A 16,302-nucleotide genomic window follows, 5' to 3' on the forward strand; every position below is an offset into this window, starting at 1 on the left:
GTATCTACAACAAAGTTATTAGACGGAGCTGTGACCTCGGATAAAATTGCAAGCTCTATAGCTTTAGCAGGAGAACCAACTGCTGCTACTGCTGATGCGGGAACAAATTCAAATCAAATTGCTACAACTCAGTTTGTTTCTACTGCAGTGGCTGCTGCAAGCGAAAACGTTGTTGATTTGACTACTGCGCAAACCATTAATGGGGGTAAAACTTTTAGTAGTGATATTGTAGTCAACGGAATAACTGTTGGTAAAGGGATTGGTTATGATAACACAATAATTGGTAATGAGGGGCTATTGTCAAATACTACCGGAGATTCTAATACTGCAGTTGGAAAATCAGCACTTCATCTTAATACAACTGGACGTCAGAATACCGCTAATGGATTAGAAGCACTCTACAGTAACACAACAGGAGCAAATAATACTGCTCTAGGGCAGGGAGTTCTTCGTTCTAATACAACAGGGGGGCAAAATACGAGTAATGGTGGAGTTTCACTTTTTTCTAATACAACAGGTAGTAAAAATACAAGTAGTGGATATTTAACACTTTTTTCTAATACCATTGGGGATTCAAATACTGCACACGGGTACAGAGCACTTTTCAATAATACGACAGGAACTAACAATACCGCAATTGGTGCTGAAGCAAATGTATCTTCAGGGGAATTGAATAATGCTACTGCTATTGGTTATGCTGCTGTAGTTTCAGCAAGTAATACTATTCAATTAGGTAATACTACAGTAACAGATGTTAAAACGAGCGGTTCTATTACAACAGGAGCAATAACGATACCGAATACAGATGGAACGCTAGGACAAGTATTAAGTACAAACGGAGAAGGTATTTTATCTTGGACGACCCCCACATCTGCTTCAAGCGACGATTTTGTAGATTTAACAACTGATCAAACTATTGCTGGGAATAAAACGTTCAGCTCAAACCTTACTGTAGACGGCATCACTGTTGGTTTAGGAAACGGAAGTATTCCTACTAATACTGCTATGGGAGTTTCAGCACTTGGTACTTTAAGTATGGGAACATATAATACTGCTTTAGGTTACTTCGCACTTTCACAAATTGGTAGAGGTCAAAGTAATACGGCCATAGGTTCAGGCGCTATCGAAGTACTTCTTGATGGTGATAATAATACTGCTGTGGGTAAAAATGCTGGTGCTACTGATAGAAGGGGGTTTTTAAATAATGTAATGGACAATTCGGTTTTTATCGGAGCTGAAACAAAAAGTTTTGATTATGAGAATAATAATGGGAATATGCCACCTCAGACTAATCAGATAGTTATTGGATATCGAGCTATAGGAAATGGAAGTAATACTATTCAATTAGGAAATAATCAGATAACTAGTGTTTCCACTAGTGGAAATATCTTTGCAAATTCATTTGTACGTCGGGACGGGCTTAACGGATATATGATGTCTGATGGTACTGTTGCAATAGAAGTTGCCGATGAATTTACAGCCACAGCTTCTCAAACTAGTTTTACATTGACTCAAACACCCACGGTGTATAGTAAAGTAAAAATGTACATCAACGGAATCAGAATAAGTAATACTGCATACACCATAAACGAAACTAGTTTAACATACTATCCTGAAAACAATGGGGATAATACTTTGACTGATGGGGATAGAATACAATTTGATTATTCGGCTACTAATAATTATAACTAAGGCCGGTTGATTTGTTTAATTATTTTATTAAAAATACAATTATGAAAAAATATCTTTTTATAGTACCAATAGTCTTGATTACACAATATAATTCAGCACAAGCACTGACTAAAAACGGAAGTGTGGTAACGGAGTCAACGGTAAGCACATTAAAAGTAGGAGATGTGACTTATCCTAATACGGATGGACAAAATGGACAAGTATTATCAACTAATGGCGATGGAACAACAAGCTGGACGAGTCCTTCAACTGGAGGTCTTGCTACGGTTTTTAATAGTACAAATGTATATTTAGATGATTCTTACTCGGGATCAGTGATTTATGTTTCGGACAGTAATTTTAATGGCTCTCTTTTTAATTATGCTAATAATCTTCCTGCTGGATTTACTTGTACAATTATAAATACTAAATCAAATGATTATTTAACTGTTGAAGCCAATAATGAAATTTTTTATTACCAAATTCCAAATAGTAGCTATTCAACTACTACTAGGTCTAATGTTAGAGAATTTAAGATTCGTCCAGAAGGAACTGTTAGGGTAAATGTAATTACTGTTAATGGTCAAAAACGTATTTATGTAACAGGGGATTTAATAGATGATCCTGCATAATTTTTAATAAAAAATAAAGCGTTTATTAAAAGAGAATGGGATTTAAAATCTAATAAAAAGGTTCAACTTTTACGTTTGAACCTTTTTTGTTAAAATAAAAAATTACCCCTCCTTAACAATCTCCTTAACCGCTTGTTCGTAATTCCGAATACTTTTAGCCTTTTTAATCTTTTTATTCACTTTATGAGGATTCGAAAAAATAACTGAAAAATATTCCCATAAGTGGTGCATTTTTAGCAAAATATGAGTGGCTCCAGATAAAGATTCGCTGTAGCCGGCGTATAAAGTATCATGAAAATTACTGAATAATTCCATTTTGTTCGATGGATATTCGGAGCTGTTGTTTTTAATCATGGAAGGTAAAAATGGATCGGCAATTAAGCCGCGACCTATCATCCAGTGATCTATGGATGGAAAACGTTCTTGCATTTTGTGAAATTGAGCAACCGAAGTAATGTCGCCATTGTAATACAGTTTCAATTTTGTATTATCAACGCATTGCTGGAAACCATCTAAATTTACTCCACCATTGTACAATTGTTTTCCAATACGGGCATGAATAGCTATATTTTTAACGGGGTATTTTTCAATAAGTGGCAATACATTCAAAATTTCCTCAGGCGAATCATATCCCAAACGCATTTTCATCGATACAATAATATCCGATTCGGCATGTACTTTTTCTAAAATACTATTGATTTTTTCGGTTTGACAAATCAATCCTGACCCCATACCTGATTTGGTTACCATGGGATAAGGACAACCGAGATTCCAATTCAATTCTTTATATCCTAATTCCTGAACATATTTGGAAACAAATAAAAATTCGTCGGCATCATTGGTGATAATTTGCGGGATTACTTCTAAACTACTGTTGTTTTCGGGCAATAAATCGCGCTGATAAGACGATTTGATAATCAGTTTTCCGTTTAAACGAATGTACGGCGAATAAAAAGTATCAATCCCTCCAAAATATTTATTTTGTGCATTTCGAAAACGAAAATCAGTAAATCCTTGGAGTGGCGAAGAAAGAAGGGTATAGCTCATGAAAAATAGAATTGCGCAAATATAATCAATGCAAACTACACTTTGTAAAACAAAAAAAGACTTTCAACGGAAAGTCTTTGGTTTATTCTAAAATGGAGTTTTTTTAACCATTAAGAGATTTAAGTTTCATAAAGTTTTTTGCTTAATTTTTCTTAACTCTCTTAATGGTAAAATAATAAATATTTAATTTACACTTTTCCTAATGTATATAATTGTTCCATAGTAGGCGATAAACTTCCTCCAGCTGGTTCCAATGTGATTCCGAATGCTTCAGCATCTCCCGTATTGTTGACAGCAAAGAAGCGTTGGCCATTGTTATCAAAGTCTTCTAGTAAACCAATACTAGTAGGTGTAAGCGGGTTGAGTTTTAATGCCCAAACTTGATATACCATACCTTTTGGCGGTTCAGGAAGTCCTGAGGCATCTACATAAACCACTTGGGTTTCTTTGTTCCAATACACTTTTGCCGATGATTCTGGTGCTACCGTTTGGCCTCCAAGAGCAACTACTGTATTTTTATCGTCTTTTACAACGGCCAAATTAGTTTCAATAGCAGTTTTTTCGAGAATCAATTGGTTTTTTTCTTGCTCAATTTTAGATTTCTCGGTTGTGGTTGTAACAACTTGCCTGTTGGTTTCTTCCAGTTGGTTGTATTGGAATCCTATACCAACCAATAACAGTATTGCAGCAGCCCAGCCAATGTATTGAGACCAATTTCTATCAGAAGCCATTGGTATTACTTCGGCAGTTTTTAAACCTAATTTTTCTTTAATCTTAGCATAATTTTCAGCCGATTGAAATGGTGAAAAACTGGAAGATAATGCTACAACTGATTTTTCAATTGCTATAATTTCAGCATTAATCTCGGTGTGTCTTTTAGCCATTACTGCTACTTCTTCGCTTTCGGTTTCAGTTAACGAACCGTAAACGTAAAGTTCTAATATGCCAGATTCTATATATTCTTTTGTTTCCATTATACTATACTTTCAAGTAGATTCTTAAATCATTAATACAGTTTCGGTTGTGTGTTTTTACGGTTCCCAACGGAATTTCTAGTTCTTCAGCTGCTTCTTGTTGAGTATACCCTTTAAAAAACAATAGGTCTATTATCTGGATGCATTTTGGTTTTAACCTTTTAATAAATTCCTGCATTCCTATTCCATCCACCTTATTCACAAGTTTATTACTGTCTTCTAATAGATTTACGAAATTATCAGTAGATAGGTTTTTTTGACTGTTGTTAAAATTTTTAGAACGTAATTTATCAATTGAAGTATTACGGGCAATATTGAGTATCCAAGTGTAAAAACGTCCCTTGCTTTCGTTATAGCTATCAAGATTTTTCCAAATTTTAACAAATACTTCCTGGAGAACATCTTCTGCTTCTTCTGTGTTTTTTATCAGAACACTAATAACGGAGAATAAACTTTTAGCATACATATCATAAAGATGTGTAAAGGCTTTTTCGTCCTTTTTATAAATTAAAACTAATAATTCGTCTTGGCTCATAGTTTTTGGTTTTTTTACGCATACAAACTTATGCAAACTTATTTAAAAATGTGCTAGGTTTTGTTCAGTTCAGAAATTAAAATGGTGTTTTTCATTCAATCTTTTGAAAAACAAATCAAATATACCATTATGATTTTTTACACCTAAGATATTGAATCCTATGTTTTGTATGGGTTTCGCTTTCCATTTAATACTATTTTTTTTAGTTGTTTGAAAACAAAATAATTTGCATCTTATTTATGTACACATTTCTCGTTAGTTTATTTTTAACAATTGTTTAATTAAAATTAGTTCTTGAAAAGAATTGTGAAGCAGTGAATTTGATTAATTTTATAAAAAAAAATAAACGGATATGAAAAACTTATTATTTATTATGTGCAGTGTGTTTTTACTCCTTAACGGATTTACTCAGGCACAAAATAAAAAAACAAAAGCCATGGATACAAAAAGTATTTACCAATTTAAAGTGAATAATTTATATGGAGAACCATTTGATTTTTCCACTTTAAAAGGAAAGAAAGTTTTAATTGTAAATACGGCTTCCAAATGCGGTTTTACCCCACAATACGAACAATTAGAAGCCATTTACAAAGAATACAAAGACAAAGGTTTTACAGTTATAGGTTTTCCAGCTAATAATTTCAATGGACAAGAACCAGGAACAAACAAAGATATTGAGACTTTTTGTAAAATTAATTACGGAGTAACTTTTCCTATAATGGATAAAATTTCAGTAAAAGGAAAAGATATGAGTCCGATTTATCAATTTTTAACTCAAAAAGAGAAAAACGGAGTGAAAGATTCGGAAGTGAAATGGAATTTCCAAAAATACCTGATCGACGAAAAAGGACATTTGGTAGAAGTATATTACTCTAAAACAAAACCTGATGCACCTGAAATTGTAAATTGGATCAAGCAATAAAGAATCTTATATTTTACAAAAAAGCGATTTTTAACTTGATTTAGAAATCGCTTTTTTTTATAAAAAATAGTAAAGAAATTAATTCTCGTATTTATGTTAAAGTAATGTCATCTTCGTAACTTTGTGATTCGAAATAAAAAAAATGATTTATCCCAAAATACCTTTAGCGCAAAGCATTATTCAGATTTGTTTAGCCAAAGGAATCCTCGATATCGTAATTTCTCCAGGTTCCAGAAACGCACCTTTAACAATTGGTTTTGCCTCTAATCCTGATTTTAAGTGCTACAGCATTGCCGATGAACGTTGTGCAGCATTTTTTGCATTAGGAATTGCCCAACAAATCAAGCGTCCAGTAGTCGTAGTTTGTACTTCAGGTTCGGCATTATTGAATTATTATCCCGCTGTTGCCGAAGCTTTTTACAGTCAGATTCCCTTAATTGTTATTTCGGCAGATAGACCGCAAAGTAAGATTGATATTGGCGACGGACAAACCATTCGTCAGGAAAATGTTTTTGCAAATCATTCGTTGTACAATGCTAATTTAACCGAAGAAGCTTCAAAAACAAACGATCACAAAATCAACGCGGTCATAGACGCTGCTTTTTATAAAAAAGGGCCTGTACACATCAACGCTCCTTTTGAAGAACCTTTGTATGAAACTGTTTCCGAACTTTCGGTAGATGTAATGGTTGATAATTTTGCTAGTTTGAATCCAATAACTCCGTTAGAAGATTTGACAGCTTTTGTGGACATTTGGAACCAATCGACAAAAAAATTAGTATTGGTAGGAGTAAATGATCCTGATGCTATTTCGAATGCCACTATTGAGGCTTTCGCCAATGACGAATCGGTGGTGGTGATGACCGAAACGACTTCTAACTTACACCATTCTAGTTTTATTTCGAATATTGACACTATAATTACTCCGTTTACCAATGAGGATTTTGAAGATTTTTGTCCCGATATTTTAGTCACTTTTGGCGGAATGATTGTTTCTAAACGCATCAAAGCCTTTTTACGAAAATACAAACCGAAACAACATTGGCACATTGATACTTTACGCGCGTATGATACTTTTGGAATTTTGACTAAACATTTTGAAACCAATCCAAATACTTTTTTTGCTAATTTCTTGCCTTTAACCCATAGTGTAAAAAGTGATTATTTTGTAAAAATGAATCGCATTCAAGCCATTCGAAAAGAAAAACAAGATCTTTTTTTAAGAAAAGTTTCGTACTCAGATTTTTATGTTTTTGATAAGCTACTCAAGACCTTACCAGAAAATAGTCAGTTACAAATTAGTAACAGTTCGGCTATTCGTTACGCACAATTAATGGAAATACCTTCGAGTGTGGAAGTGTTTTGCAATCGAGGAACTAGCGGAATTGATGGCAGTACCTCTACTGCCATAGGTGCCGCTGTTGCAAATAATAAGCCGACTGTTTTTATGACTGGCGATATTGGTTTTCTGTATGATAGCAACGCCTTATGGAATAATTACATTCCTAAAAACTTTAAAATTATCCTCATCAATAATGGAGGAGGAGGTATATTTAGAATTTTACCTGGTCACGAAGAAACGCCTGTTTTTAATACTTTTTTCGAAACTTCGCATTGCTTGACGGCGGAACATTTAGCCAAAATGTATGGTTTTGAATATATAATTGCGAAGGATGAAACGACTTTGCAAATTGGTTTAAAACAATTGTATGTTCAAAATAACCAAGCTTCAATTTTAGAAGTATTTACACCCACTCTTGAAAATGATGCGGTCTTGAAGCAATTTTTTAAAGAATTAGTTTAACCTTTTTTTGAAATATAAGTTTTTATCAAGGATAACTTTTTTGTAATCTATTACAAATAGGTTTTTTCTTGTTTTTATGTGCTCGGTTTTGTAAAACAATTCTTTTTTTATATATCTTCATCTTTTTATTCTTTAATATAAATTTAGATTTGAAATGGTTGAAGTTTTTTGTGAAAATAAAAAAAGCATCTTCGTTTGCTTTTTTATGTTCGTATTATCAATTGTTTTTTTGCAGGCACAAGACAAAAAGACAATCAAAGCTGATGTAGAGAAAGTCTATCTTCACACCGATCGATCCACTTATTTTATTGGTGAAGATATATGGTACAAAGCCTATAATGTGCGTGCTTCTAATAACTTACTTTTTGATAACAGCAACATTTTGTATGTCGAATTAATTTCGTCGGAATCTAAAATAATTGCTCAAAACAAAACTAATTTAGAAATGGGATTAGGGCACGGCGATTTTCAATTGCAGGATTCTTTGGGCGTAAAACCAGGGATTTATCAATTAAGAGCTTATACGAATTGGAATAGGAATTTTGGAGATGATTTTGTGTTCAAAAAGGATATTGAAATTATCGATGTTTTTGAATCGAATGATAAATCCAAGACGGCTCAAAATATTGCTTCGGAAACTAAAATCACTAAAAAAGAAGCCGCTAAACAAAACACATTTCGCATCGATTTCTTTCCGGAAGGCGGCTCCCTTATAGAAAATGTTTCCAGTATTGTTGGTTTTAAAGCGGTTGATAATAACGGAAAACCAATAGAAATTAACGGAGAAATTTACGATTCGAATAACGAATTAGTCACTGCTTTTGAAAGTGTTCACGATGGCATGGGAAAATTCCAAATGTTACCGATGGAAGGAAAAAGTTATTATGCAAAAATTAAAACTTCAACAGGAATAGAACTTCGTCAAGAACTCCCTAACATTCTCAAACAGGGCTATTCATTGAGTTTTAAAGGAATGAAAGGCAGAAACATTGTAAGTATCAATACAAACCAAGCCACTTTAGCACAAAATCCTAATGCAGCTTTAACAGTTATTGGCAAAGCCAAAGGAATTACGTATTTAGAAACTACACAAACGCTCACTGAAACCACATTGTCATTTGAATTGCCAAAAGATAAATTTCCAGCAGGCATAAGCCAAATCACATTGTTTGACAATGCTAATAAACCACAAAGCGAGCGATTAATTTATATCGAAAAAGAAAATGATTTAGAGGTTGAACTCGTAACTGATAAAGAAACATATGAACCCAATGAAAAGACAATAGTTTATGTTTCTTCTAAATCTAAAAAAGGAGTTGCCAAATCAGCTAGTTTTTCATTGAGTGTAACGGATATGAATGGAGTGGAAGACAAGGATTTTGGTACAACTATTAGTTCGTACTTTTTGATGGAGTCAGACATTAGAGGAAAAGTGCATCATCCAGGCTATTATTTTGATGCAACTAATCCCAAAAGATTAGAACATTTAGACAATTTGCTTTTAACTCAAGGTTGGCGTGATTTTATATGGAAAACGAATCCAAATCCTAACAAAACCATTCGGTACGCCGCAGAAAAGGGACTTGAAATATCAGGTAGGGTAAAACAATTATTGGGTAAAAAGGCAAAAGTAAACAGCAATATGTCATTGTCTTTAATGGGCAAAAAAGGAATGCAATTTTTTAATACAGCAACCGATTCTATTGGAAAATTCAAATTTGAGAATCTGATTTTTTACAATACCACCCAACTCTTTTTAAGCACCAAAGACGATAAAGGCAAATTCAGTGGTGAAATAGTTTTAGATTCCGTTTACAGAACACCGCCACCAGTTGGATTCCAAAATGAATCTATTGGCTTTTCCGAAACCATAAAATCAATTGCGGATAATGTGTTAAAGAAATATACCGCTTTTGGAATAAAACCCGAAAACAGATTGAACGAGGTGAAAATTACAGCAAAGAAAAAATATGCAACTGTATTATATGGACGACCTGATTTTGATTATAAAATGGATAAAGAAGGATTGAAGTTTTCTAGTGCTAGTGATTTGATTATGGATAAGTTTCAGATGTTCGATTTTAATAAACTCATTTCGCCAGAATCTTTTTCGACAATTGAGGGACTTCCTGTCATTTTGATTGATGGAAATCCAATAAATGAATTGGCACAATTGAATTTTGTCTCTCCTGAAGAAATCGAAAAAATAGAAGCGTTGCGTGGTACTGAAATGCTCAAAACTCTTTACGGACCAGATGCAGGTTTAGGAGTAATCTCTATTTTTACAAATGGGAAAAGCACTGGCAACCAACCCAAAAAAGATATTAATCAATCGATTAAAATAAAAATAGACGGTTATTATTTAGGGCGTACTTTTTATGCACCAACTCCAGAACAAGCCGAGTTAGATGTTATTGCCGCAGTAAGAAACACCATTTATTGGAATCCAGAGTTACGACCTGACAAAACAGGTAACGCAACTGTAAATTATTACAATACCAAGGTAGAAACTAAAGTAAAAGTTGCTTTGGAAGGGATTACAGCTAGCGGAATTCCGGTGGTTAAGAATGTTTATTATACAATCAAAAATTAACAGGAATTAAATGAAAATTAAGAAGATTTTTACATATCTTCATCCTTTTGTTATTTGTTCAACATAAATATAGATTATAGATGTTAAAAGTTTTTAAAAGCAATAAAAATTGTCCTTTTATTTGTTTGGTTTTGTTAGTTTTTTCGATTGGTTTTTTGAATGCTCAAGACCAAAAAAAGGTTTCTGATATAGAAAAAGTATATCTTCACACAGACAAGTCTCTGTATTTTGTTGGCGATGATTTATTTTACAAAGCCTATAATGTACGTGCAACAAATAATGTTCTTTTTGATAATAGTACTATTTTATATGTAGAATTAATTTCACCAGATCAAGAAATTCTTGCCCGAAACAAAACCAATCTTCAAATAGGTTTGGGTCATGGTGATTTTCAATTAACGGATTCACTTGGCGTAAAACCGGGTGTTTATCAATTGAGAGCCTACACTAATTGGAACAGAAATTTTGGAGAAGATTTTGTTTTCAAAAAAAATATTGAAGTTGTAGATGTTTTTGAATCGAATTCCAAAGATAATAAAACACCAATAACAGTCACAGAAACCAAAGGAAAGACTAAACCACAAGCACAAGCTATTGTTGAGCGTAAAATAAAGGTCGATTTTTTTCCAGAAAGTGGCTCCCTTTTGACAAATGTTGCTAGCATCGTGGGTTTCAAAGCCGTTGATAGTAACGGAAAACCCATACCTATTACTGGAGAAATTTTTGATGGCAATAACGAAGTAGTTGGCTCTTTTTCAAGCGTTCATGATGGAATGGGTAAATTTCAAATGATTCCCATGGATGCTCAAAATTATTATGCAAAAATAAAAACCGAAGACGGAACCGAACTGCGGGAAGAACTGCCAAAAGTGACTAACCAAGGCTATTTGTTAAATTATAGAGTAGTAAGAGGTAAAAATATTGTTTCTGTACTAACCAACGAAGCTACTTTATTGCAAAATCCTAATGCCATAATAACGGTTGTTTGCAAGTCAAAAGGGGTTTCTTATTTAGAAAATACATTAACAATAACGCAAACGGCATCTTCTTTTGAATTAGATAAAAATAGCACACCCGAGGGCATTAGCCAAATTACTTTAATTGACAATAATTCAAAACCACAAAGTGAGCGTTTGATTTATATCGAAAAAGAACAGGATTTAGACATTCAATTAGCTACAGACAAATCCACTTATAAGCCAAATGAAAAAGCGACTGTCACTTTTTCGTCAAAAACTAAAACTGGAAGTGCCAAATCGGGTAGTTTTTCAATGAGTGTGACGGACATGAATGGAGTAGAAGAAAATAAAGATTTTGGCACAAACATAAGTTCTAATTTCTTGCTGGAGGCAGACATTAGAGGCGAAATACATAATCCAGCCTATTATTTTGATGCGACCAATTTAAAACGATTGGATCATTTAGATAATTTACTTTTAACCCAAGGTTGGCGAGATTTTCTTTGGAAAACAATGCCAAAAGCAAGCGATACAAAAAATTATATTGCAGAAAAAGGCATTAACATATCTGGGAAAGTCAAGCAACTTTTTGGAGATAAAACCAAAGAAAACTACACAATTGGACTCGTCTTATTAAACTCAAAACACATAAACACATTTAAGACAACGACCGATTCTATTGGAGAATTCAAGTTTGAAAATTTAAAGTTTTCTGAAAAAATGCAAATGACTGTAAGCTCTAAAGATGAAAAAGGAAAATACAAAGGCGAAATTTTGTTAAATCCAATTGAGCAACCTGCTATAGCTGTCGATTTCAAAAAACAAACAATTGATTGGAATCCAACCAATCGCTTAATTGTTGACAATGTTTTTAAAAAATACACCACTTTTGGAGTAAAACCTGAAAATGTGTTACAAGAAGTTAGCATTGTTGCTAAAAAGAATAACAAACTCGTAGGAGCATACGGAATTCCAGAAAACACCTATGTTGCTGATGAAAGTTTAAAAACCTTTACTTCTATTTTTGAATTAATAGAGCAAAAAATCCCAGGAGTTATCATCGAAAATGAATCAATTCGTTTCATTCGATTTCAAGGTTCGGCGCTTATTTTGATTGATAATATGATAGACAATACGGGTTTATTAAATTTTATACTGCCACAAGACGTTCTGAAAATAGAATCGGTAAGAGGTTCTCAAGCAGCCACTTTTTATGGTGAGCAAGCAGCAAGTGGTATAATATCAATTTTTACAAAACCCAACAAAACAATAAAAGAAAAAAGCGGTTTTAACTACATCAAGCAAGACATAGAAGGTTTTCAGACCGCACGTGTTTTTTATGCACCAAAGAATGAACAAGAACTTTTGACTTTAGACATTAAAGAAACAGTAAGAAATACCCTGTACTGGAATCCGTATGTACATCCAGACAAAGATGGTAATGCAACTGTGAATTACTTCAATACTAAAGTAGAAACAAAAGTAAAAATAGCTTTAGAAGGGATTACAAGCAATGGAATTCCTGTGGTTAGGAATAGTTATTACACCATTAATAAATAATTTTCTGTTGTGATTTATTTAATCGGGACAGTACAGGATGATTTTGTGTTTTTCCTAATTTATATTAGCCTCTTTAACATTATAATTCCCTAAAATATGATAAAAAAGAGTGGTTTAAAGCAGATTTCTAAACTAGTATGGATTGTGATGTTGTTGCTGTGTTCCACAATTAAAATAATAGCACAAAACCAAAATATAAAAAATGATGTTTTTTGGGACACCAAAGAAGGACTTCCTATTTACAGTCAGGGTGGTGGTGTTTTTAAGTTTGAAAATCCTAAAACAGGAATTGAAAAGTACTATTGGTACGGAGTGCATTATGAAGAAGCTGAGAAATACCGCAAAGAACCAATTATAACCTATCCCCGTTGTACTTTTAAATCGATAACTTGTTATAGTTCCACTGATTTAGTGAATTGGACTTTTGAAGGTGATGTTTTTACTGATGAAAACGCATTTCCTGATGGAAGAAAAACATGGGTTGGACGCTTGGGAGTTGCTTTTGTAAAAGAAATGAATAAATATGCCCTTTTTGTTCAACATGGAAGTCAGGTTCTTGTTCTGCTGGGAGATTCACCTACAGCTTCGTTTTCTTGGCATCAAAAAATAAATATGAAACCATGGATTGGTACAACAAACACAGGTGACCAAACTGTTTTTACAGATGATGATGGAAAATCTTATTTGATTTATTCCTATGGAAAAGGGCGAAATAAAATTTATGTTTCTGAAATAGGTGTAAAAGACGGAAAAGTAACTATTTTAGATTGTACTAAAGTTTTTCAAGGAGAAAGTAGGGAAGGAAATTGTATGTTTAAATACAAAAACAAGTATTACATGGCTGCTTCGAATATTTATGGTTGGGATGCTTCTTTCGCTTATTATTTGGTTTCAGATAATATTAGAGGACCTTATTTACCAACCAATGATATGCAAATTATGGCAGGTTCTACCGAAGATTATGCACACGTAACACAAACTGGTTTTTTCTATACTATAAAACGAAATGGTAAAGAAACCGTAATTTATTGTGGTGATCGTTGGGCTGATTTTGCTGGTAATGGTTTAGGGTATAACCAATGGTTTCCGCTTTCTTTTGATGGACATAAACCTTATTTTAATTCGTTAAGTTCATGGAATCTGGACGAAAAAACAGGAGATTGGACTGTTGCTACAGATAACAATTATGTAAAAAACGGCAGTTTTGAAGCCGATAGAAACAAAATTCCAAGCAATTTTAAGCCCATTCAGGAACAATTGTTAGGTTGGAAAACCGAAGTGATTAAAGGAAATCCTATTCAAGTGAAAAGTGAAATTTCGCCACAATTGAATTATTTCAATACAGAAAATGACCGAAAAGAAGTCATAGGCGAAAAAAGTTTAAATATTACCGACACAGTCGATTTTACAAGAGAAATTACGCAACAAATTACCTCTTCCTCTTATGTAGCCTTAGAAGATGGTGTTTACAATTTGACAGCCAAAGTTAAAAACAGCCAAGGTTTCAGCGGACTTAAAATGCATGCTAATACGGGCGGTGTTAATTATAAATTTAGTATTGAAACCAAGAATACCTCGTGGACGAGCATTCGTATTTCAGATATTTTGGTAAAAAATGGTAAAATAACCGTTGGTTTTTTTGCAAATGGAACTGCAAATGCGTTTTGTTTAGTAGACGATGTGACTTTGGTGAAAAAATAATTTGCTTTAAAATGAACCGCAAAGTTCGCAAAGGCTTACGCAAAGTAAATGTAAAAGCTTTGTAAAGTTTTATTTTAAATTTGCTGAATCTTTAATATCTGCGAGAAAAGTTTTCAATATGCAGATTTTTGAACTTTCTGACCTTTGCGAAAAACTTTGCGAACTTTGCGGTAAAATCATCTTACAACATCGTACCTTTGCGGCTTAGAAAAAAGAAGAATATGCTTAAAATAGGAAAATACAACAGCTTAACGATATTACGTGATACTAAAGTGGGATTGTTTTTGGGTAATCCCGAAAAAGATCCAGAAGGAATTCACGACGTCCTTTTGCCAAATAAATATGTCCCTAACGAATTTGAAATAGGCGAAGAGCTTATAGTTTTTGTTTATTTAGATCACGAACAACGTCCGGTGGCTACTACATTGGAACCTTATATTTTGTTGAATGAATTTGCGCTTTTGCGTGTGAATTACACCAATCAGGTAGGTGCTTTTATGGATTGGGGAATGGAAAAAGACATTCTGGTTCCGTTTAAGGAACAAGCCAGACCAATGGAAAAAGGGAAGCGTTATTTGGTTTACCTTTATATGGACGAAAAAACCAATCGATTGGTGGCTTCAAGTAAGACGAATCAATTTCTTAATAACGATGATCTTACGGTGGAGAACGGCGAAGAAGTAGAATTGATTGTTTCGCATATTACTGAAATCGGGATTAATGTAATTATTAACGAGAAGCACAAAGGACTTTTGTATAAAGATGAGGTTTATGATGATGCAATTCGTACTGGTGACAGAATGCGTGGTTTTATTAAAAACATTCGACCTGATAACAAAATTGATGTTTCGTTACAAAAACAAGGCTACGAAAGTATCGAACCGAATGCCGAGAAAATTTTGGACGAACTAAGAGCGAGCAGAGGTTTTTTAAGATTAAATGACAATTCGCATCCCGAAGACATCAAAACGGTATTGAAGATGAGTAAAAAGACTTTTAAGAAAGCCATTGGAGCTTTGTACAAAGAGAAATTAATTGAAATTAAGGAAGACGGAATTTATCTGATAAAAGAATAAAAAAAAAAGAAAGACTAATCCTTGTGGTTAGTCTTTCTCTTTTTATAGCTGTTTTTTTAGTTTAATTAGCTATAATGTATTTAACAATTGGAAACCATAATTTGCGGTTTCACGTTAACTGTTCTTTCTTTATCTTTTTTTAACTTCTAAAAACTATTTGGAATTTCATTTTGCAATAAAAACCGTTGGTATAAAAAAAAAATTGGATTTTACAAATTCATTTTAATGATGATTCCATCTTGTATAGTAATCCAAATGCTTACCGTAGGTGCTACTTTGAATAAATTCTAATAGGCTTTAGTGTTTCCCATTTGGGCTCTTTTCTTCCGAAGTTTAAATTTAGTAACGTACAAAAAAGAGTGATAAAGCGTGTTGTTTGTTTCAATATTCTTCTTTTAAGTTAATAAATCAGTGAAGTGACTCTTAATGTTAGTTAGCGTTGTAAATATTTAACTAAATCCTCAACTAACTACGTCTAAATTAATAAAAAAAATGTTTCGGTTTTCAAAAAAAGTCTTTATTTGACAAAATTTAACATTTTTAAAAGATTAATGGGATAAGGATTACTGAAAAATCAATTTAAGACGAAATGATAAAAAAGATATTATTTAAAAGTACTAAGTAAGTCGAATGTTTTAAAGTCGTTAAGTCAAAAGAGGTTTTATTGGTTCAAACAACTACAAGTTAGTGTTTTAAACAAAATTATATCGTCTCAAAATGCTACATTATAACTCGTTGGGTGAAATTGTTTTTGGATATTAAATTTTCGTCAGTTCGAGTGAATTTTCAGAAAACGCGACAGCTTTTTCGGAAAATTTGTATCGAGAA

11 protein-coding genes are annotated in these 16,302 nt (G+C 33.1%); 8 read left to right on the top strand and 3 right to left on the bottom strand.

Annotation, left to right across the window (positions count from 1 at the left end):
• Both AAGV28_RS08420 and AAGV28_RS08425 read left to right on the top strand, forming a co-directional pair.
• A partial coding sequence (locus AAGV28_RS08420; protein ID WP_373406377.1) for a beta strand repeat-containing protein occupies window positions 1–1,692 on the top strand: 1,692 nt, incomplete at its 5' end.
• A 41-nt stretch (window positions 1,693–1,733) separates the two neighbouring features.
• Window positions 1,734–2,303 carry a hypothetical protein gene (locus tag AAGV28_RS08425; protein ID WP_373406378.1) on the top strand — a complete coding sequence of 190 codons (570 nt, stop codon included), beginning with the start codon at window positions 1,734–1,736 and terminating at the stop codon, window positions 2,301–2,303.
• A gap of 102 nt (window positions 2,304–2,405) precedes the next feature.
• Here the strand turns inward: AAGV28_RS08425 and AAGV28_RS08430 are convergent, their stop codons facing one another.
• From AAGV28_RS08430 to AAGV28_RS08440, 3 genes are all read right to left on the bottom strand, one after another.
• Window positions 2,406–3,350, bottom strand: coding sequence for a tRNA-dihydrouridine synthase family protein (locus AAGV28_RS08430; protein WP_373406379.1), 945 nt, complete (start codon window positions 3,348–3,350; stop codon window positions 2,406–2,408).
• 188 nt (window positions 3,351–3,538) lie between these two features.
• On the bottom strand, window positions 3,539–4,324 hold the full coding sequence (locus tag AAGV28_RS08435; RefSeq protein ID WP_373406380.1) for an anti-sigma factor: 786 nt from the start codon (window positions 4,322–4,324) through the stop codon (window positions 3,539–3,541).
• 4 nt (window positions 4,325–4,328) lie between these two features.
• A complete protein-coding gene (locus tag AAGV28_RS08440; protein WP_373406381.1) occupies window positions 4,329–4,859 on the bottom strand; it encodes an RNA polymerase sigma factor in 531 nt (176 codons plus the stop codon).
• A 352-nt stretch (window positions 4,860–5,211) separates the two neighbouring features.
• Here AAGV28_RS08440 and AAGV28_RS08445 point away from each other — a divergent pair, with 352 nt between their 5' ends.
• The 6 genes from AAGV28_RS08445 to AAGV28_RS08470 all read left to right on the top strand — a co-directional run bounded on the left by AAGV28_RS08445 (window position 5,212) and on the right by AAGV28_RS08470 (window position 15,474).
• Complete coding sequence (locus AAGV28_RS08445) at window positions 5,212–5,781, top strand: glutathione peroxidase (protein WP_373406382.1); 570 nt, start codon at window positions 5,212–5,214, stop codon at window positions 5,779–5,781.
• A 142-nt stretch (window positions 5,782–5,923) separates the two neighbouring features.
• Window positions 5,924–7,585, top strand: a complete 1,662-nt coding sequence (menD, locus tag AAGV28_RS08450) for a 2-succinyl-5-enolpyruvyl-6-hydroxy-3-cyclohexene-1-carboxylic-acid synthase (protein WP_373406383.1) — start codon at window positions 5,924–5,926, stop codon at window positions 7,583–7,585.
• Between the two features lie 205 nt (window positions 7,586–7,790).
• Window positions 7,791–10,178 (top strand): hypothetical protein, encoded by a 2,388-nt coding sequence (locus AAGV28_RS08455; protein ID WP_373406384.1) that lies wholly within the window; start codon window positions 7,791–7,793, stop codon window positions 10,176–10,178.
• Window positions 10,179–10,258: 80 nt separating this feature from the next.
• The gene (locus AAGV28_RS08460) at window positions 10,259–12,697 is read left to right on the top strand and encodes a TonB-dependent receptor (RefSeq protein WP_373406385.1); all 2,439 of its coding nucleotides are present in this window, start codon (window positions 10,259–10,261) and stop codon (window positions 12,695–12,697) included.
• Window positions 12,698–12,793: 96 nt separating this feature from the next.
• Window positions 12,794–14,398, top strand: coding sequence for a family 43 glycosylhydrolase (locus tag AAGV28_RS08465; RefSeq protein WP_373406386.1), 1,605 nt, complete (start codon window positions 12,794–12,796; stop codon window positions 14,396–14,398).
• A 221-nt stretch (window positions 14,399–14,619) separates the two neighbouring features.
• Window positions 14,620–15,474, top strand: a complete 855-nt coding sequence (locus AAGV28_RS08470; protein WP_373406387.1) for a CvfB family protein — start codon at window positions 14,620–14,622, stop codon at window positions 15,472–15,474.
• The last annotated feature ends 828 nt before the right edge of the window (window positions 15,475–16,302 follow it).

Origin of the sequence: Flavobacterium zubiriense, assembly GCF_041729725.1 — a bacterium.
Taxonomy (GTDB): domain Bacteria; phylum Bacteroidota; class Bacteroidia; order Flavobacteriales; family Flavobacteriaceae; genus Flavobacterium; species Flavobacterium zubiriense.

Coding starts and splice junctions, on each gene's coding strand:
- AAGV28_RS08470 (WP_373406387.1), top strand. CDS start 14,620: ATGCTTAAAATAGGAAAATACAACAGCTTAACGATATTACGTGATACT.
- AAGV28_RS08445 (WP_373406382.1), top strand. CDS start 5,212: ATGAAAAACTTATTATTTATTATGTGCAGTGTGTTTTTACTCCTTAAC.
- menD (WP_373406383.1), top strand. CDS start 5,924: ATGATTTATCCCAAAATACCTTTAGCGCAAAGCATTATTCAGATTTGT.
- AAGV28_RS08435 (WP_373406380.1), bottom strand. CDS start 4,324: ATGGAAACAAAAGAATATATAGAATCTGGCATATTAGAACTTTACGTT.
- AAGV28_RS08460 (WP_373406385.1), top strand. CDS start 10,259: ATGTTAAAAGTTTTTAAAAGCAATAAAAATTGTCCTTTTATTTGTTTG.
- AAGV28_RS08440 (WP_373406381.1), bottom strand. CDS start 4,859: ATGAGCCAAGACGAATTATTAGTTTTAATTTATAAAAAGGACGAAAAA.
- AAGV28_RS08425 (WP_373406378.1), top strand. CDS start 1,734: ATGAAAAAATATCTTTTTATAGTACCAATAGTCTTGATTACACAATAT.
- AAGV28_RS08455 (WP_373406384.1), top strand. CDS start 7,791: ATGTTCGTATTATCAATTGTTTTTTTGCAGGCACAAGACAAAAAGACA.
- AAGV28_RS08465 (WP_373406386.1), top strand. CDS start 12,794: ATGATAAAAAAGAGTGGTTTAAAGCAGATTTCTAAACTAGTATGGATT.
- AAGV28_RS08430 (WP_373406379.1), bottom strand. CDS start 3,350: ATGAGCTATACCCTTCTTTCTTCGCCACTCCAAGGATTTACTGATTTT.